Below are 18431 nucleotides of genomic sequence, written 5' to 3' on the forward strand. Positions count from 1 at the left end.
TGCGCCACCCCCACCCCTGACCCCTCCCCGCAAGGGGCAGGGGGAAAGCCCCTCGGTGCAAGGCGGCGGTAACGCAGCCGAAGGCGCGACCTCGGGCTGGCGTCAGGGGGTGACGACGATCTTGCCCATGACCTCGCGGTCGCGGATCATCCGCAGGCCCTCGGCTGCCTCTTCGAGGGGCAGGAGCTTGTCGATGGTCGGCTTCAGCGTGCCGGCTTGGATCATCTCCATCAGAGCCGACAGGTCGTCGTCGTAGAAGCTGTTGGAGCCGATCACCTTGAGCTCGAAGCTCCAGATATAGCGGAGATCCTCCTTCGGATCGTGCCCTGCGGTCGCTCCGCAGACGAGCAGCGTGCCACCGCGCTTCAGACACTTGAGCGAGGGCACCCAGGTGTCGCCGCCGGTGAAGTTGATCACCACGTCGACGCCGCCCTCGTAGGTCCGGCGCTGGGGCTTGCCGTACTGCTGGATCGCCCACTTGGAGAAGTCGGTTTCGCGGTAATTGACGACGTGGTCGGCGCCTAGTGCCTTAAGCGCCGCCATCTTCTCTTCGCTGCCTGCGCACGCGATCACCTCGGCGCCGAGCTGCTTGGCCAGCATCACGCAGCCCGTCCCGACGCCGCCGCTCGCGCCGAGGATCAGGACCGTGTCGCCGGCCTTCACCGTGTTGTGGGTGATCAGCATGCGGTGGGCCGTGCCGTAGGCCACCGGCAGCGAGGCGGCATCTGCGTAGCTCACGTCCGGTGGCATCGCGATCAGCTGGCTCGTCGAGACCCGGCAATATTCGGCCATGCCGCCGTCGAGCATCTCGCCCATCAGGCCCTTGGCCTTGTTGAGCGGGTTGACCAGCACTCGGTCGCCGACGCGCCACTCCGCGACGCCGTCGCCGAGCTCGACGATCTGTCCGGCCATGTCGAGGCCGATCACCACCGGCATCGGCACCTTGATGCCAGGCATGCCCTTCACGGTGAACACGTCATGGTAGTTGAACGAGGACGCGCCGACCCGGATCACGACTTCGCCCGCGCCGGGGGACGGCTTCGGATAGTCGTTCACCACCTTCAGCGTGTCGATATCACCGTGCGCCTCCAGCACGAGCGCCTTCATGGTTTCAGCCATCGTGAAAACCCTCTTCTGTAGGTCGGGAAGGCTACGGGATCGTCTTCGACCGCTCGTAGGGTCCGGGAGCCAGGGCCGCGTCGGGCAGGCTGCCCTGGACGACGCCGACCGCCTTGAACACGTCGAACTCCCGCTTCAGCGAGGCGATGTCGGCGGGCTCCAGGCTGACCGTGTAGATGCCGTCCCAGAGGCCCGCGTAGGCCGCGGCGTCGACATCGCTCAGGTTCGCGGCAGCCTTCAGGATCCCAGCCACGGCCGCCTTGTCGGCCTTGCCGAAGGCGTAGGCCTTGCGCATCGCTGCCACCACCTTAGCGGGCGCGTCCGGGTTCTGCGCCATCCAGGCGTTGCGCATCAAGCCGACACCGAGGACCGGCGGCGCGTCCTGCCGGGTGAGCTGCTTCCACTCCGCGCGAAAGCTGCCGAGCCGGCGCAGCTTCATGTCCGGCAGGAGCGCCAGCGTCACGGTGCGCAGGGCCGCCGCGTCGATGTCCTTCTGGACGAGAAATTGCGCCAGCCGGGAATCGTTGCCGGGTACGGCCTGATAATCCGTGAGCTTGAGGCCGTGATTGGTCTCCAGAATCGCCGCCGCGATGGCGGCGGTGCCGCTGCCCGCCGGCGACGTGCCGATCTTCTTGCCCTTGAGGTCGGCCATCGTCCGAATCGGCGAGTCCGCCGGGACGACGAAGTCGAGATCGGCCACCTGCGTCGCCAGAACGATGCTCATCGGCAGCCCGTCGGCGGTGACGCTCAGCGCCGTTCCAGCGCTCGCCGCGATCGCGAAATCGATTGCCCCGGCCGCCATGGCTTTGGTCGGCGCGTTTACGTCCGGGAACTTGATGTACTCGGCCGTCAGGCCTTCCTTCTCCATGAACTTGCCGGCCTCCAGCACGGCGCCGAAGCCGAGGCTGATGCCGGAGCTCCAGTAGCCGATGCGCACCGTCTCGGCGCGCGCGAGGCCGGGCAGGCCGAGTGCGCACAGTGCGGCGGCGGCGGCGAGGACGCGGATCCGTTTCAAGGTGTTCTCCAGAACCTGCGATGGTGGCCCATGCGACGGGCGTGTCCCTGCGGGGCGCCGGCCGTCATGGCTGCGCCACCTTCTTCCAGGCGAACAGGCGCTGTTCCGCCGGCTTCAGGACAAGCGTCTCGAGCCCGATCATCAGGGCGACGAGGGTGAGGGTCCAGGCGAAGACCTGATCGGTCTGGACGAGGTCCGCCGCCTGTCGCAGGCGATAGCCAATGCCGCTGCTCGCTCCCAGCGACTCCGCCACGAGCACGACCCGCGCCCCGAAGCCGATGGCGAGGCGCGCGCCCGAGAAGAAGGCCGGCAGGATCGTCGGCAGGTAGATCTTGGTCAGCACCTTGTGGCGCGGCATGCGGAAGGTGCGGGCGAGCTCAAGATGCTCGGTGCTGACCGTGCGCGTGCCCTGCCAGACGTTGGTCAGGATCAGCGGCATCGCGGTCATGAACACCACGAAGATCGTGGTCCAGTTCGAGAGACCGAACCAGATCAGTGCGAAGATCGCCCAGATCGCGGACGAGACCGTGTTGGTCACCGTCAGCACCGGCTCGAAGAAACGGCCGAGGCGGGGGCTCGCGCCGAGCAAAAGGCCGAGCGGCAGCCCGACCAGGGCCGCGAAGGCGAGACCGGCGCCGATCCGGCCCAGCGTGATGCCGAGATCGGCGGCGAACCCGGGCGTGGCCACCAGCCCGAGCCAAGTGTGCCAGACCCGCGCCGGGCTCGGCAGAACGAAGCTCGGCGCGTGCAGCGACCCGAGCTGCCACGCGACCAGCGCAAGGGCGAGCAGGGCCAGCCGCTGCAGGAGCACGCCCGCCCTTCGGCCGGCCCCGGAGGTCCGTGCCTGCCGGATCAGGCGTGGCGGGGTCTTTACGAGCATCGCGCGCTCGCGGCGGAGAGGCTGATGCGCAAGCGGCGGACCTCTTCGGCGACCTCCGCGGAAAGGGGGTCGCGGGGATAGGGCAGATCGATCGTCCGAATGGTGCCGATCCGGCCCGGCCGCGGGTGCAGGACGACCACTTGGCTGGCCAGCACGACCGCTTCCTCGACGTCGTGCGTGACGAAGACCAGGGTCATCGCCCGCAGACCGGCGATGCGCAGCAGTTCCGCGTGCATCTGCGCGCGAATCTCGGGATCGAGCTTCGAGAACGGCTCGTCGAGGAGCAGGATCCTGGGCTCGGTTACGAGGCTGCGCGCCAGAGCCACCCGGCTGCGCATGCCGCCGGACAATTCATGCGGGTAGGCGTCGCGGAAGGTATCGAGCTCGACGAGGCGGAGAGTCTCGTCGACCCGCCGCGCCCGCTCTGCCCGGCCCATGCGCCCGGCCTCGAGCCCGAAGGCGACGTTCTGCGCGGCCGTGCGCCACGGGAGCAGCCGATCCTCTTGGAACATGTAAGTCATGGCCCGCCAGTCGCGGAAGGCGTGCGACGGGATGCCGTCGAGGAGGACGGCGCCCTCATCCGGTTCGACCAGCCCGGCGATCATGTTCAGGAGGGTGCTCTTGCCGCAGCCCGATGCGCCAAGGATCGCGACGATTGCGTGCTGCGGGATCGCGATGTCGATCGTGTCGAGGACGTGGAGCGGGCCGCCCTCGCGCCGGTCGAACCACTTGCTGACATGGTTGAGTTCGACGGCGTTCACGGCTCGCCTCCCGCGGCCAGGGGCCGGCTGGATGAGGGGACCACGGCGGTGTCTCGCAGGCTTGCGATGACCTTCTCCATCGTCATGGCCCGGAAGGTCTCGACGTGGCGGCGCGCGACGAGCGCGGCACTGTCGGCGTCCCCGGCCACGAGATGCTCGATCAGCGCGGTGTGGTCGTTCTCGATGTTCGGCCGCACCCCCTGGACGCCGAAGCCGAGGGCGACGAGGCGGGTCATCTCGTCCAGCAGGCCCGACAGGGTTCGATACAGGCGGCCGTTCCCCGCCGCTGCCGCAATCGCGAGGTGGAAGCCCCGGTTGGCTTCGAGGAAGAAATCGATCTGGTTGCCCATCTCCACCGTGATCCGGCGGCGGCAGGCCTGCTCCAGGCGTTCCAGATGTGCCCGGTTCACCCGGCCGGCGGCGGCCCGGGCCGCCAGCGGTTCGAGCTCCATCCGCAGCGCGAACACCTCGTCGACATCCTTCACGGTGACCGGGCTGACCCGATAGCCGTGGCGGGGTATCGAGCTGACGAAACCCTCCTGGGCCAGACGCTGGAGGGCGATCCGGCAGCTCGCCTTTCCGATCGCGAAGCGCTCCATCACCTCTGCCTCGGTGAAGCGGATCCCCGGAAGCAACCGGCAGGCGACGATCTCGCGCCGCAACAGGTCGTACGCTTGATTGCCCTTGCGCGTCGCGTCGGGGACGGCGAGCACTCCGACCGCCGGGCGCGTCGACCGGGATGCAGAAGCGCTCGTCATCCTGTCACCTCGTCAGCGTACTATTGGGTCTCTCACAGCAAGCTGTGAGCTGCCCACACCTCGCACGACATGTGCCAACCAGGCCCGTGCCAGCCCTGCCCGCGCCAGCCCACTGGGTGGACTGGCCGTCATTCGCCGCGATCCAAGCCGGCCGAGGGGCATGCGACCGGCTCTGTGATCAGCTCAGCATGCCTTGTGAGCATCCCATGCCGTATTTATGCGCATTCGCTGCCGGTTGTGTAAATGAAATGCGCATCCAATTGCTGCGACGTCTCTAGGAGATCGCATCTCTCGGTTTGCCGCATTAGAAAATAATCAGTTTCTTATTCGCGTGATCGAGGCACATATCCCGCGGTCTCTCGGAGAGTCGTCCGATTCGAGCTGGTGGTCGGTCCCCGGTTCACTCGGTCTGGATTGCAGAGGGCCGGCAGATTTGCGTTGGCGAGCCCACGGTCCACGACAGCGCGCGACGGCGAGGCGATCGGGTGGTTGGGATGCCCGGTCCTCGGCTACGGTCTCTGCGCGCCCGGCGGTACAATTTTTCTGACGTTGGGTCGAAGAGTTTTTAAAAGGCGACGTGGCTCTATAATAGATTATCATGTTGGCGGAGACGACGGTCCTGCCGCAACGCCGCATGTATTGATGCGATGCAATAGAATGCGAATGAAAAACTCAGCTGGTCTGATGCCTGGATCCGTCCCGGCCGTACGCAGTCGGCAGGTGATGATGTCAGGAACGGTCCGTCCTGCGAGCGGCGCCGCGATCGGAAGTCTGGAAGGATCACGGGCCCCATGAAGAAGAACAAGGTGATCTCGGCGCAGGAGGCGATCGCGCTGATTCGCGAGAACGACGTTCTCACCACCACGGGATTCGTTCAGAGCTGCATTCCGGAGGCGCTGCACGCCGCCCTCGAGACACGGTTCGTCGAGACCGGCTCGCCCAGGGGCCTCACGCTGATCATGACGGCGGGTGCGGGTGACAGTAAAGGTCTCGGCACCGGTCGGCTGCACCATGACGGGTTGCTCACGCGGGTCATCGCGGCGAATTTCGGGCGCATGCCGAAGGTCGCGAAGGCCGCGCAGGACAACCTGATCCGCGGCTACAATCTGCCTCAAGGCGTGATCTCGCAGCTCTACCGGGCCTGCGCGGCCGGTCAGCCGGGCCTGTTCTCCAAGGTGGGCCTCAAAACCTACGTCGATCCGCGCCATGGCGGCGCCAAGGTCAACGAGCTGACGACTGAGGACATCGTCAAGCTCGTGGAGGTCGATGGCGAGGAGTGGCTGTTCTATACAGCCACCAAGATCGACGTCGCCTTCATCCGCGCCACCTCGGCGGATCCGTCGGGCAACCTCTCCTACGAGAAGGAGGCGCTGACCCTCGACTGCCTCGCGCAAGCCATGGCGGCCCGCAACAACGGCGGCATCGTCATCGCGCAGGTCGAGCGCATCGTCGATGACGGCTACCTGCTGCCGAAGGATGTGCGCGTACCCGGCATCCTGGTCGACTGCGTGGTGCTGGCCGAGCCCGAGATGCACCGGATGAACTACGGCGTGGTGTACGACGCCGCGCTGGCCGGGGAGATCCGCGTGCCGGTTACCGGCATCAAGCGGATGGCGCTCAACGAGCGCAAGATCATCGCCCGCCGCGCCGCATTCGAACTGCCGCCCAACGGCGTGGTCAATCTCGGTGTCGGCGCGCCGGAGGGCATCTCGTCGGTGGCCAACGAGGAGAAGATCACCCCCTACATCACCCTGACCACCGAGGCCGGGGCGGTGGGTGGCGTGTTGGCTTCGGGCTCAAGCTTCGGCGCGGCCACGAACGCCGATTGCATCATCGACCAGAACCAGATGTTCGATTTCTACGACGGCGGCGGCCTCGACATGACCTGTCTGGGCATGGCCGAGTGCGATGCCGCCGGCAACGTCAACACCTCGAAATTCGGCGGCAAGTTGAACGGCTGCGGCGGCTTCATCAACATCTCGCAGAACGCCCGCACCGTCGTGTTCGCCGGCACCTTCACGGCCGGCGGGCTGGAGATCGCCGTCAACGATGGGCGAATGCGCATCGTCACCGAGGGCAAGGCGCGGAAGTTCGTCACCCAGGTCCAGCAGAACACGTTCTCGGGTCCCTACGCGGTCGAGCGCTCGCAGCCCGTTCTCTACGTCACGGAGCGCTGCGTCTTTCAGCTGACGCCTGAAGGGCTTGAGCTGATTGAGGTGGCACCCGGCATCGACATTGAGCGTGACATCCTCGCCCACATGGATTTCTCCCCCGTGGTGCGAAACCCAGTACCGATGGATCCGCGCATCTTCCGCGAAGAGCCGATGGAGCTGATCTCGGACCTGCTCAACCTCGATCTGAAGTCCCGCGTCAGCTACGACGCCGAGCGCAACATCCTCTTCATCAACCTAGAAGGCTGGTACTGCCGGGTGAAGGGCGACATGGACGAGCTGCGCATGACCATCGTCGAGGCGTGCCGCAAGGCCGGCCAGCGGGTCAACGCCGTCATCAACCACGACGGCTTCCGGCTGAACGAGAACTTGGTCGATGATTACGCCGGCGTGCTCCAGTATCTCCAGGCGAACTACTACGCCACCACGACCCGCTACGCGACCAGCGCCTTCCTGCGCCTGAAGATGGAAGAGGCGCTGACCAAGCGCGGCGTCGCCCCCCACGTCTTCGAGCGCAAGGAGGAAGCTCAGGCCTTCCTGAGCAGCACCGAGGATTTGAAGGCCCGCAAGCGGATCTCGCCGGCGGTGGCCTCGGCGGCGTGAGGAAACCGGGCAAGCCCGGATACGGCGGGGCGGTGTTCCGGTATACAGTCGTGACCCGTCCCGTCACGGGCGACGCCGATGGGTGTCGCCGGGAGCCCCGACCCTGCGCCAGGATGACCGCTTCTCGATGCCGTCCGTCGAGGACCGAGGGCGCCACGACGGTTCCTGGGCTGCGCATGTCGCGGCGCGTGCGCACGCTGCGCTGATCGACGAGCTGGAGACCTTTCCGAAACCTGGCCTCGTCAGCCCGGTCGATTCGGGCAGCCACGACGATATGGATGCCGATACCCTGACGCGCAGCGCGGCGGCGCTGCGGCCGTTCTTCGCCGAACTGGTCGGGGCGGGCGCGAAGGGCGCCACGATGCCGGAACTCCGCGCGATCGGCATCCGGGCGGAAGCCGCGATGATGCGCGCCACCGGCGGGATCAACGCCCATCGCGGTGCGATCTTCTCGCTGGGCCTGATCTGCGCGGCCGCAGGTGTGATCGGCAGGACGTCCGTTTCCCCGGAGACTTACGCGGAGATGGTCGCGGCGCGCTGGGGCGCGGCAATCGCCTGCATGCCGGCATCCCCGGTGAGCCATGGAGGCCGGGTGATCCGGCGATACGGGGTCGGTGGCGCGAGCGCCGAGGCGGCGGCGGGTTTTCCCACGATCCGGGCGATCGGGTTGCCCGCGCTGCAGTTGGGCCGCGCCCGCGCACCTGGTGATCCGGAGGCCGCGCGCGTCGATTGCTTCTTCGCCCTGCTCGCCGTGGTCGACGATACGAATCTCCTCCACCGCGGCGGGGTGGACGGATTGACGGTTGCGCGGGCGGACGCCTCGGCTTTCACGGAAGCCGGCGGCGTCGGCACGCCTGGCTGGCGTGATCGGGCCATCGCAGTTCACCGCGACTTCGTGGCCGCGCGGCTCAGCCCCGGCGGATGCGCCGATCTCCTTGCGGTGACGCTCTTGCTCGATTCGCTCGGTGTGACCCGGCACGTCTGAACGGGCGCGCCGCTTGGGTCGCATTCTCGGCAGGCTCGGCCATACCCAGATAGGGTGTCTCGCCGCCCTGCTCTCCCCTGCCCCGGCCTCTTCGTGACCCTGATCCGGATCGCGCTTCTTGCGCTTGCAGCCCTCTTCATCGTGCCCGTCGCGATTTCCGCCACCCTCTACTGGCTGCGAGCCAGCGGAGATTGGCGGCTCGCCGACCGCTCCAGCGCGGGGCTGCTTCCGCCCGCCGAGCGTGAGCCGGGCGCGATCGTGCGAGTCTTTTCTGCACGCACGGTGAGCTGGCGTGGGATCGTGGCGACGCACAGCTGGATCGTCATCAAGGGACCGGGTGAGCGCGCCTATCGGCGATTCGACTACACGGCCTGGGGACAGCCGATCTGGATCGACCGCTTCGTCCCCGACGGGCGGTGGTTCGGCAACCCGCCCGAGACCGTCTTCGCGGCGGATGGCCCGGCGGCCGAGGCGATGCTGCCGCGAATCCGGAAAGCCGTGGCTGAGTACCGCTACGCCCGCCCAGGCGACTACGTGGTCTGGCCGGGCCCGAACTCGAATACCTTCGTGGCCGCCGTCATGGCGGCCGTGCCGGAGATCCAGGCCAGCTTGCCGACCACGGCGATCGGCAAGGATTTTCCCTATGACGGCCGATGGATCGGCCGAACGCCCTCTGGAACCGGCGTTCGGCTCAATCTCGGCGGCTATGCGGGGCTGACGATCGGCTGGGTCGAGGGAATCGAACTGAACCTGCTCGGCGGCGTCGCCGGCATCGACCTGCGCCGGCCCGGGATCAAGCTGCCGGCGCTGGGACGGGTCGGGATCTAGGGCATCGATCCAGACGGAGGCGTCAGCCGGGTCTGGAAAAATTGATGCAAAACCAAAGTACTCGTGCTCACTCGCATGAACGAAGTGAATGCGTCAGAGCAATAGGGTAGATCACGGCATCGGGCGTCCGGAGCCGCCAAGGGCCGCTCCGGACGCCGATCGCACCGCTCAGGGGGCGAGGTCGTGAACCGGCTCCTTCACCGTGCCGGGACTGCTGTTGAGCACCGTGCTGCCGGTGGAAACCGGCTTCACCACCGCACGGTCGATCTGCGGCGGTGCCGGCAGCTCGAGCGCGGCGCTCGTGGCGGCCCATTCCTGCGCGACGCGATCCGGATCGTCATTCAGCTTCGTGCCGTAGCTCGGGACGATCTCGCGGATCTTGGCCTGCCATTCCGGCGTCGCCACGTTCTTGGCGAAGACCTTCTCCAGCACCTGCAGCATGATCGGCGCCGCCGTTGAGGCGCCCGGCGAGGCCCCGAGCAGGGCCGCGATGCTGCCATCCTTGGCGTTGACGATCTCGGTGCCGAGCTTCAGCACGCCGCCCTTCTGCGGATCGCGCTTGATGATCTGCACGCGCTGGCCCGCCTGCCAGAGGCGCCACTCGTCCTTCTTGGCCTTCGGGAAGTATTCGCGCAGGGCCGCAATCCGGTCATCGTCCGACAGCATGAGCTGCTCGGCGAGGTACTCGACCAGCGGGAACTCATCCATGCCGACGCGCATCATCGGCCAGATGTTGCTGGTCGTGGTGGAACTCAGGAGGTCGAGATACGACCCTTCCTTGAGGAACTTCGTCGAGAAGGTCGCGAACGGCCCGAACAGGATCACGCGCTTGCCGCCCAGCACCCGTGTGTCGAGGTGCGGCACCGACATCGGCGGCGAGCCGACCGAGGCTTTGCCATAGGCCTTGGCCAGGTGCAGCGTGGCGACATCCGGGTTGTCGTTGATCAGGAACGAGCCACCCACCGGGAAGCCGGCGTAATCGTCGCCCTCGGGAATGCCGGATTTCTGCAGCAGGTGCAGGGCGCCGCCGCCCGCGCCGATGAACACGAACTTGGCGTCGACGCTTTGGCGGGAGCCGTCCTTGAGGTTCTTCGAGGTCACCCGCCAGGAGCCGTCCGCGTTCTTGACGATGCTCTCGACTTCCGTGGACAGGCGCAGCTTGAAGCTCGGCTGCTTCTGCAGATAGGCGACGTATTGCCGGGTCACCTCGCCCCACTCGCAATCGGTGCCGAGCGGCGACTACGTGGCGGCGACCTTCTGCTTCGGGTCGCGCCCCTCCATCATCAGCGGCACCCATTTGCGCAGCTGCTCGGGATCCTCCGAGTATTCCATGCCGGCGAAGAGCGGGCTCGCCTTGAGAGCTTCCCAGCGCTTCTTCAGATAGGCGATGTTGTCGTCGCCCCAGACGAAGCTCATGTGCGGCGTGTAATTGATGAAGGAGCGCGGATTCGTCATTACGCCGTTCTTGACCTGATAGGCCAGGAATTGACGTGTGACCTGAAAGGCCTCGTTGATCTCCACCGCCTTGGGGATCTCGACCTTGCCGTTCTTCTCAGGCGTGTAGTTCAGCTCTGCGAGGGCCGAGTGGCCCGTGCCGGCATTGTTCCAGCCGTTCGAGCTCTCCATCGCGACTTGATCCAAGCGCTCGACCATCTGGATCGACCAGTTGGGCTCAAGCTCGTTCAGCCACACGCCGAGCGTGGCGCTCATGATGCCGCCGCCGATCAGCAGAACATCGACCTTGCTGTCGGCCGCGTCGGCCAGCGCGAAGGAGGTCGGCAGCGCAGCCACTGCCAGCCCGACCGCGGCGGTCCCGAGGATCTGTCTGCGGTTCAGAGGCAGCGCGGCCTGCGGCTGACGGTGGCGGAAGGGCGCGGTCTCATCGTCGGCACGCATGGTCGGATCCCGATTGAAGGGCGGACGTGCTTGGCAAGCACGCCCGCGGACTGACACGGACGAAATGGGCGACAGGGAATGTCCTGTGCCGGCCTTCCGGATCGTTTCCTCTGGATCGTCGCGTCACACCGGAATACCGCCCGGAGTTGGCCTGCCGCGCGCATTGCTTTCGGGACTACGCGACACCGCCTTGAAAGGCGGATGGCCGCGTAATTCCGTTTCTCTGCGCGTTGGATCGCTTGCTTTGTTATTGTCTGTACCGGACCGCGGTCCGACCAACAGGAACGCTTCCAGGTTCAATCCATGGGCCGCACCGCAATTGACGACCATCGCGGGTGGCACGTTCTGGCCGGATCGGTACAGCCTCTGACGGGCGTCGTCTAGAGGATGAAGCGCGGCAGGACAATCACCGAAATTCCCCGTCCGTGGCCCGCCGATCGTTGCCCTGTTGAACGGCGATATCCGCCGATCCGGCAAGCTCGCCGCTGCAATGCGATTGCTTGGATCGACGCTGGACCACATGCTCATGGAGCGCACGGCTACAAACTCGACCGCCGCAGCCTTGCTTTAACTGCGGCTGCAGTCTCCGCGATGGATAGGAGGACTACGAGATTCGCTTGAATCGGATCAGGCTACGCGACGGGCGGCCCGAGTTCCAGTTGGGCATCACGCGCCATGGGGTGTTGACGTCTGCGTAATCACCGTCGAGCCGGACGTCCCGCCGTTGCTCCGTGCCGACCCATTCAGGCGCCCACGCCGTCTCGACGATCGTCACCCACTGGTCGCCTTCGATTCGGTAGCGACCGATATAGGCAACCAGACTCTTCATCAGTTCGGCACGCTCGGTATCCGTTGCGGCCGGTTTCCGGTCGCTGCCCTCCAGATTGAACGCCACCCAGCCGTCCGGGGTGAAGATGACGCGTCCTCGGGGCGTGCTGCCCATCGCGTCGATGCGCTTGCCCGTCTCCTTGTCTTCAACCTTGTAGGAAACGAGCTCCCAGGTGCCGACGATGCGTTCGGCGAGCGATGTGCCGGATCGATCGGCCTTACGATCCTGCGCGTCGACCCGTGGCGCCGCCAGGGGCAGTGCGAGGGCGGCGAGCGCCATCAGAGCGTAGCACAAGCCTATCCGTGATCTTCCAAAGCGCATGTTCGACGACCGGCCTATCGTAGGGACACGGCCACCGTGCGCTGCGCGGCGGTGTTGGCAAGCCCGGTGCGTGACCATCGCGCCGCGCCCGGAGCGGGTGATGCGAAAGACTGCACTTGCGCGCCGTCAACTTTCCTGAATCAACCGCCGTTGCGCGCCATGCGCGTGCGGCCACCGTCCGCCATCGTGGGCAGCGGATCCTGCGTGCCGGAGACCACGACGAGGCGCTGGACCTCGCCGCGGAGGAACGCCTGGAGGAAACGTTCGTAGTCGCGGAACGAGACGCAGCCGTTCGAATCACCGCGCGGTCCCAGCATGAACGTATGGGCCAGCAACCCGACCCGGCCGTAGATCGCCTCGCTGCCGCCCACGGGCGTCAGCCGGATGGCCCGCACGCCGTGAAACAATTGCTCGCGCTCGGTCAGGTCATAGGTCCCGGGCGGCGTCGGTCCGCGCATCCGCACATTGACCAGCCGCGGATCGTCCAGACCCTCGCCGAGTCCCGAATGGGCTTCGAGTCGCTCGCCGCTCGGCAGGGTCACGCTCCGGGCGGCAATGTTGTAGATGGCAACGCCCCCCGTCGGGCTCGGCTCGCGCGACAGGGCAAGCGGCGGTGAGATCCGCCGCTGCGGGGCCACCACGATCGGCTTGCTCTCGAGCGCAGCGTAGGCCAGGGCCGGTGTGGGTGCCGGGGACTGCTCGAGACCGAACAGTTTCTCCAGGAACGTACGCTCGTCCGTCGGCGGTGCCGCCGTCTGAGCAAGCGGAACGTCGCGCCGGGCCATGCGCCGGTCGGCCCGGCGCGCGAGGACGGGCGCCCCCGGGCTGCGAAATTCAGGGGGACGCGGAACCGGAAGCGGCACGGTCACGGCGATGCGCGGCGCTTCTTCCGGCCGGCTGTCCGATGGCACTTCCAGATTCGGTACGGCAGGAACCGGCACCATCGGCATCCAGGCCCAATGCGCCGGAGGGCCGTCGGCGATCTCCGGGTTTGCCTCAGCCGATGCAAGCGCGTCCGGCTCCGATGGGGACGTCCCGGGCTCCGATGCCGCGGCGGTATCGCGCGAACGGACCGGCTGGTCGGCTGCCCCGGGCGACGTGCTCCGGATTGCCGCCGCCATATCGGATGCGGATGGCCGCAGGTCATGATCTCGGATGCCGGATCCGACCAGGGCCATGGCGAGCGCGCCGGTGAAAACCGTCAGCGGCGCGAGACACGAACGTCGCGACCGTCTGCTGTCCTGGCCGTTCGGCGGCACGGTATCGATCGCCATGCAGATGCCCATGCTCCTCGTCGGGCGGGGGCAGGTCGGTCCGGAATCGTCACCCTTCGACGCGTGGGACGTGCAACCAGACAACCTGCTCCGCTCGGGCCGAAACAGCGGGTCTGAACGGGCTTTTCTGCGGCAAGTCCATGGTCGATCTGGGATCGATCGGGGCCATTTTCAGGCGCTATAGACCACTTCCGCAAGTATTCGTCGGATCATGCACGCTTCTGATAACTGCCTTCGCCGAGCATCTATTCCGGCACGTTGCGGCGATGGCATCGACGGTCGCTGTTAGGATGGACGCCTTGAGGTGCTCTCCGCCGACCGGGATCCCGGTTCGACGTTGGAGAGCGCATCAAGGTGACGTCCGGGTCAACAGGACCCGGACGTACGCCTACGAGCTTGGTTTCAGTCGTTGTCGATCTGGCGCCCCAGGAGCGCGATGGCGCGCTCATAGACCGGCGCAGCGTTCCAACCCTGGATCGCGGCGAAGTTCGGCTCACCGGGCTGATAACCCGCACCGGCACGCCACCCGTGCGCCTTCAGGAAGTTGGCTGTCGACGATAGGGCTGCGTTGACGTTGTTCAGGTCGCCGGTGCCGTAGGTCAGCACGTTCTTGGGCAGGAACTGCGTGTGGCCGACCTCCCCGTGCGCGGCCCCGCGGGTGCTCGGCGTCAGCAGGCCGCGGTCGACCAGGGTCAGCGCGGCGTAGAGCTGGTCCGTGAAATACTCGGAGCGGCGGCAATCGTAGGCGAGCGTCGCCACGGCCGAGAGAGTATTGACGTTGCCGCGCACGGCGCCGAACCCGGTCTCCATGCCCCAGATCGCCAGCAGCGGCCCCGGCGGGACGCCGTAGCGCTGCTCGATCGAATCGAACAACGCTGCGTTCTGCCGCTTCAGCACCCGCCCCTTGGAGACGATCGTCGGACCGCCGCGTTTGGCTAGGAACTGGTCGAGCGACAGCTTGAAGCTGTGCTGGCCACGATCGGCCGAGATCGTGGCGGTCGAATAGGTTGTGTTCTGCAGCGCTGCGAGGCTCGCCGCGCTGGCCCGGCCGCGCGCTTCCTCGGAGAATTCCCGCTTCCAGGTCTCGAAGCCCGCGGCACTGTTGCCGCATTGCGCGGCCTGCGCCTGCCCGGCGCTCAAGGCGATCCCGGCGATGGCCGCTACCGCGAGGGTCTGACGCCGTATCATGTCGATCACGAAACACTCCTTCGGCGCGTCCTCGCGCCTCATCCGTCTGGCGATACCCTGCCACATCTCGGCGATATCAGGGCGAGAAGATGTCGAAGACGCGAACTCCGAAATCCTGCCTTCACACTTGCGAATTCGCTTAACGACTGTTGCATGCCGCGGCCGGCCGGGCCGCTCCTCCGGCAGCGCGGGGACGCCCGCCGATCGGGCCGATCGGTTCGACGATCGCTTTGCCGGCAAGGTCTTTGCCGGACATGCGGCCCATCAATGCAATGTCCCGCCGCCATTCGTTCTCCATGGAACTGATTTGCCGGCGAAGAGAATTCGTTTCGAACGGTTCTTACTGGCGTCACAACGTTGTCAAATGTCGGTCATAGCTTTGCCGGCGGAAAAATGGTCTCCGGAGAAGCGGTTTGGGGCTCATCACGGACAGGGCAGCTCGACGCCTTACGCTGCACCGCATCTCCTGATTCGCGTTCAGCGTACCGCAATGTCGGCGATCTCAACGGCGGCGCACCGTTCTCCCCGGCATGCCGGCGCGGTGCCGTCGCGCTGTCGAGGGCAAGGATCCCTGCGATCGCGTCGGCGGGCCTGATCCGGAGCGAGGTCCGGACAGGTCGGCCGCGCGCAGGCGCCGAAACCTCGATCCATTCACTTTCATCTCACCAGCTTTCGATCTGGCAGACAGCGAGACTGAACACCAATGGCTATCGGAATGCACGGCACCGGCTCATCGCGCTCAGGCGCGCTCGGCCCCGATCTCGATCGCGACGGTGTCGCCAAGGCTTACGGTCGCTGGGCGCCGGTCTACGATCTGGTGTTCGGGCCGGTCTTCGCCCAGGGGCGGACCCTGGCGGCGGCCGCGGCGGAGCAGGTCGGCGGGCGGATCCTCGAAGTCGGGGTCGGGACCGGGTTGTCGTTGCCGGCTTATCGCCGAGCGCGCAGCATCGTGGGTATCGATATCTCGGCGCCGATGCTGGAGAAGGCGCGCCAGCGCGTGGCGCGGCTCGGCTTGCGCAATGTCGAGCGCCTCGCCGTCATGGATGCCGAGCACCTCGACTTCCCGGACGCGTCCTTCGACGTGATCGTGGCGCAATACGTCGTCACGGCGGTCCCGAACCCCGAGGCGGCGCTGGACGAATTCGCCCGGGTTCTCCGCCCCGGCGGCGAGATCGTCATCACCACCCGCATCGGTGCCGAGAACGGCCTGCGCCGCACCATCGAGCATGCCTTGGCGCCGATCACGAGCCGCCTCGGCTGGCGGACCGAATTCGCCTGGAACCGCTACGCCGCCTGGGCGGCGGGCGCTCCGGTCGAGATCGTCGAGCGCCGGGCGCTGCCGCCGCTTGGCCATTTCTCCCTCGTCCGCCTGCGCAAGCACGACGCCTGAGATCCCGCGACGCCACTCCCCCATCATCGTTTCACGAGGACGCACACCATGGCGAGCTTTCTGGAAGCTCTGCGCATCCAGCGCTGGGATGATCACCGGTACTACCACCACAATCGCGTCAATCAGAGCTTGCACGTCATCAGTGCGATCAGCTTCCTGGTGGCCTACGCCCTGGCGTTCAAGGACCCGGCGACGGCCGCGCTCATCGGCTGGCTGATCGCCATGACGTCTCGGCAGGCCGGTCACCTGTTCTTCGAGCCGAAGGGCTACGACCACGTCAACGACGCCAGCCACGAGCACAAGGAAGAGATCAAGGTCGGCTACAACCTGCAGCGTAAGATCGTGCTGCTCGCGATCTGGGCTCTGTCGCCGCTACCGCTCTACTTCGATCGGAGCTTGTTCGGCCTGATCTCGCCGCACCAGACGACGACGGACCTGATCCGCAACGTCGGCTGGATCTGGCTGTGGCTGGCGCTGGCGGGCCTGCTGTTCCGGATGGTGCAGCTGTTCGTCCTGCGCGACGTGCAGACCGGACTCGTCTGGGTCACCAAGATCCTCACGGACCCGTTCCACGACATCAAGCTCTACCACAAGGCGCCGCTCGCGCTGCTGCACGGTGAGTTGGTCGAGGAGCATGAGCCGCACGAGCACGGCGCCTGAGATCGCAGAGCGGACGCCGGGCGGGGATCCGCCCGGCGCTCTTGCGGCTGGATCAGGCTCGATCCGGTGCGCGCAGGCCGATCCGGGCGCCCAACGTGCCGAGGCGCACCGCCGCAACCTCCCGCAGGAGCGCGCGGCGGATCGCCTTGTCGCTCGGCGCACCCGCATCCCACCAGCCATCGGCCCGCATCGCCGTGGCCGCCGCGACGAACCGCGCCGCTACGGCCTCGAACGCCGCGTAGTCGTAGGCGAGACTGAAGATCAGGCGACCGGTCCCGACCCAGGACAGGGCCAGCCCCTCCGCGCGCAGGTAGAATTGCAGCATCCAGTTGTAGCGCGACGTCTTCGTGTACAGGACCGTCCAGACCGTGGACATGTTCGCGACCCGCACCGGCAGGCCTGCTTCCGCCAGCAGGGCGTTGAGGCGCGCCGCGCGCCGGTCCCAGGTCGCGTCGAGATCGGCGTAGAGGGTGGCGACCTCCGGCGTGTCGAGCCGGTCGAGGAACGCGCTCATGGCGCCCATTACATAGGGATGGGCGTTGAAGGTCCCGCGGGCGAAACAGATGTCGACCGGGCGGTCGTCCCGGTAGCGCCGCATCAGGTCGGCGCGCCCGCACAGAACGCCGACCGGAAGGCCGCCGCCCAGCGTCTTGCCATAGGTCACCATGTCGGCCTGGACGCCGAAATACTCCTGAGCGCCGCCCCGGGCGAGGCGGAAGCCGAGGAAGACCTCGTCGAGGATCAGCACGATGCCGCGGGCGCTGCATACCGCCCGCAGGTCGTGCAGCCACTTCGTGTAGGCGACCCGGTCGAAGGCGGTCTTGCGCGCGCTGTCGACCAGGGCCGAATCGGACGGCGCGCCCGCGTTGGGGTGCATGGCCTGGAGCGGGTTGACCAGCACGCAGGCGACATCCCGTCGGGACGCGAGGACCTGCAAGGTCCGCTCCGACATGTCGGCCAGGGTGAGCGTGTCGCGGGTCGGGACGGGGTTGCCGATGCCGGGCTGCACCTCGCCCCACCAACCGTGATAGGCGCCGCACAGGCGTACGATCCGGCGCCGTCCGGTGTGGTAGCGAGCGAGCCGCACGGCCTGCATCACCGCCTCGGTCCCGGACATATGGAACGAGACCTCGTCGAGGCCGGACTGCGCCTTCAACCGCGCGACGTTGCCGGTGACCACCGGGTGCAGCGGGCCGAGCACCGGGCCGAGCGCGGCGACGCGCGCGGCCCCCTCCTCCAGACAGGCCCGGTAGAAATCGACGCCGAACAGGTTCACCCCGTAGGAGCCGGCGAGATCGTAGGCGACGTTGCCGTCGAGATCCGTGACGGTCACGCCCTCGGAGGCGGTCGCGAAGGCGCCGGTGCCGAGATGTGCGCGCACGTGCCGGGCGTACTGGAACGGCACCCGGTACAGGCCGGTGAATTGCAGGTCCGACAGGCCGTCGCGCACGGCCTCGGTCTCGGCGCGGGTGCGCGCGTAGCGCGTCCGGAACAGGTCGGAGAGCCGCGCGAAGCCGGCCTCGCGCCGCTGCGCCACCGCTTCCTCCGGATCGTCAGAGCGGAAGAAGGCGCGCTCGGAATAGGCGTAATTTGGAATGAGCCCGGCGACGCGCCGGGCCATCCGGGCATGGCCCGTGAGCGAAGGATGTTTCGCCCGGGACAATCGCAGGCGCTCTGCGGCGCGCGGAAGAGCCAGAACCGCGGCGGCGGTGGTGGCGGACAGAGTGGCGAGGAGTGCGGACATCGCCCCGCG

Annotated in this window: 14 protein-coding genes and 1 pseudogene; 5 read left to right on the forward strand and 10 right to left on the reverse strand. The window is 67.1% G+C overall.

What is annotated here, in order from left to right; genetic code table 11:
* Positions 1-102: 102 nt before the first annotated feature.
* The 5 genes from MKK63_RS07300 to MKK63_RS07320 form a co-directional block, all read right to left on the reverse strand.
* On the reverse strand, positions 103-1119 hold the full coding sequence (locus tag MKK63_RS07300) for an SDR family NAD(P)-dependent oxidoreductase (RefSeq protein ID WP_244000153.1): 1017 nt from the start codon (positions 1117-1119) through the stop codon (positions 103-105).
* Between the two features lie 31 nt (positions 1120-1150).
* Positions 1151-2134 carry an ABC transporter substrate-binding protein gene (locus MKK63_RS07305; protein ID WP_244000155.1) on the reverse strand — a complete coding sequence of 328 codons (984 nt, stop codon included), beginning with the start codon at positions 2132-2134 and terminating at the stop codon, positions 1151-1153.
* A 64-nt stretch (positions 2135-2198) separates the two neighbouring features.
* Positions 2199-3014, reverse strand: a complete 816-nt coding sequence (locus MKK63_RS07310; protein WP_244000157.1) for an ABC transporter permease — start codon at positions 3012-3014, stop codon at positions 2199-2201.
* Positions 3005-3775: an ABC transporter ATP-binding protein gene (locus MKK63_RS07315; RefSeq protein WP_244000159.1), complete on the reverse strand. Its 771-nt coding sequence runs from the start codon at positions 3773-3775 to the stop codon at positions 3005-3007. The genes MKK63_RS07310 and MKK63_RS07315 overlap by 10 nt, the downstream gene beginning before the upstream one ends.
* Positions 3772-4533: a GntR family transcriptional regulator gene (locus MKK63_RS07320; RefSeq protein ID WP_244000161.1), complete on the reverse strand. Its 762-nt coding sequence runs from the start codon at positions 4531-4533 to the stop codon at positions 3772-3774. The genes MKK63_RS07315 and MKK63_RS07320 overlap by 4 nt, the downstream gene beginning before the upstream one ends.
* Positions 4534-5324: 791 nt before the next feature.
* On the opposite strand from MKK63_RS07320, the gene MKK63_RS07325 reads away from it, so the two are divergent.
* The 3 genes from MKK63_RS07325 to MKK63_RS07335 all read left to right on the forward strand — a co-directional run bounded on the left by MKK63_RS07325 (position 5325) and on the right by MKK63_RS07335 (position 9120).
* The gene (locus tag MKK63_RS07325; RefSeq protein ID WP_244000163.1) at positions 5325-7307 is read left to right on the forward strand and encodes an acyl CoA:acetate/3-ketoacid CoA transferase; all 1983 of its coding nucleotides are present in this window, start codon (positions 5325-5327) and stop codon (positions 7305-7307) included.
* A gap of 127 nt (positions 7308-7434) precedes the next feature.
* Positions 7435-8292: a triphosphoribosyl-dephospho-CoA synthase MdcB gene (mdcB, locus tag MKK63_RS07330; RefSeq protein WP_244000165.1), complete on the forward strand. Its 858-nt coding sequence runs from the start codon at positions 7435-7437 to the stop codon at positions 8290-8292.
* A 93-nt stretch (positions 8293-8385) separates the two neighbouring features.
* Complete coding sequence (locus MKK63_RS07335; RefSeq protein ID WP_244000167.1) at positions 8386-9120, forward strand: DUF3750 domain-containing protein; 735 nt, start codon at positions 8386-8388, stop codon at positions 9118-9120.
* Between the two features lie 168 nt (positions 9121-9288).
* Here the strand turns inward: MKK63_RS07335 and mqo are convergent.
* The 4 genes and pseudogenes from mqo to MKK63_RS07355 form a co-directional block, all read right to left on the reverse strand.
* Positions 9289-11016: pseudogene (gene mqo / locus MKK63_RS07340) on the reverse strand (malate dehydrogenase (quinone)).
* A gap of 604 nt (positions 11017-11620) precedes the next feature.
* Positions 11621-12124, reverse strand: coding sequence for a lipocalin-like domain-containing protein (locus tag MKK63_RS07345; RefSeq protein ID WP_244000169.1), 504 nt, complete (start codon positions 12122-12124; stop codon positions 11621-11623).
* 182 nt (positions 12125-12306) lie between these two features.
* A complete protein-coding gene (locus MKK63_RS07350; protein ID WP_244000171.1) occupies positions 12307-13440 on the reverse strand; it encodes a tlde1 domain-containing protein in 1134 nt (377 codons plus the stop codon).
* A gap of 402 nt (positions 13441-13842) precedes the next feature.
* Positions 13843-14628 carry a lytic transglycosylase domain-containing protein gene (locus MKK63_RS07355; protein WP_244000303.1) on the reverse strand — a complete coding sequence of 262 codons (786 nt, stop codon included), beginning with the start codon at positions 14626-14628 and terminating at the stop codon, positions 13843-13845.
* A gap of 703 nt (positions 14629-15331) precedes the next feature.
* Here MKK63_RS07355 and MKK63_RS07360 point away from each other — a divergent pair.
* Both MKK63_RS07360 and MKK63_RS07365 read left to right on the forward strand, forming a co-directional pair.
* The gene (locus MKK63_RS07360; protein ID WP_244000173.1) at positions 15332-16018 is read left to right on the forward strand and encodes a class I SAM-dependent methyltransferase; all 687 of its coding nucleotides are present in this window, start codon (positions 15332-15334) and stop codon (positions 16016-16018) included.
* Between the two features lie 48 nt (positions 16019-16066).
* The gene (locus MKK63_RS07365; protein ID WP_244000175.1) at positions 16067-16678 is read left to right on the forward strand and encodes a hypothetical protein; all 612 of its coding nucleotides are present in this window, start codon (positions 16067-16069) and stop codon (positions 16676-16678) included.
* A 52-nt stretch (positions 16679-16730) separates the two neighbouring features.
* Here the strand turns inward: MKK63_RS07365 and MKK63_RS07370 are convergent, their stop codons facing one another.
* On the reverse strand, positions 16731-18422 hold the full coding sequence (locus MKK63_RS07370) for an aminotransferase class III-fold pyridoxal phosphate-dependent enzyme (protein ID WP_244000178.1): 1692 nt from the start codon (positions 18420-18422) through the stop codon (positions 16731-16733).
* Between the last annotated feature and the right edge of the window lie 9 nt (positions 18423-18431).

It is taken from the genome of Methylobacterium sp. J-088 (assembly GCF_022829295.1).
Classification (GTDB): domain Bacteria; phylum Pseudomonadota; class Alphaproteobacteria; order Rhizobiales; family Beijerinckiaceae; genus Methylobacterium.